Below are 550 nucleotides of genomic sequence, written 5' to 3'. Positions count from 1 at the left end.
GTGTTCGACCTGCAAACCGCGCTGGCCGAGTCCTTCGGCTATCGGCAGACCACGCACAAGCGCGCCAGCGAACAGTTGATGCGCCGCTTCTACTGGGCCGCCAAGGCGGTGACGCAGCTCAACAGCGTACTGCTGCTCAATATCGAGGCGATGCTGTTTCCGAGTGAATCGAAGGTCACACGCGTGATCAACGACCGCTTCGTGGAACGCCAGGGCATGCTGGAAATCACCAGCGACGACCTGTACGAGCGCGATCCGCACGCAATCCTGGAGACCTTCCTGCTCTACGAGCGCACGCCGGGCGTGAAAGGCATCTCCCCCCGTACGCTGCGCGGGCTCTACAACGCGCGCACGGTCATGGACGCGAGCTGGCGCAACGATCCCGAGAACCGCCGCCTGTTCCTGGCCATCAACTGGCTGCAGAACGGGAACTCGTGCGTGTGCTCGACGATGGCGAAGCGGCGGATATTGCGCACCACCATCAGGATGTGCTGGTCCACGGTGTAGACGTGGAACAGGTCGTGCTGCATCTGGCCGACGATGCGCCGGA

General features: G+C 63.1%; 1 pseudogene. It reads left to right on the top strand.

The features are described 5' to 3' along the window. Positions 1 to 411: pseudogene (locus AC1DHL_RS29725) on the top strand ([protein-PII] uridylyltransferase family protein); the annotation flags it as partial. Between the last annotated feature and the right edge of the window lie 139 nt (positions 412 to 550).

The organism is Variovorax sp. 10L426, assembly GCF_056395305.1.
The sequence above is the reverse complement of the archived record's forward strand: the minus strand, read 5'-3'. Positions and strand labels throughout refer to the sequence as shown.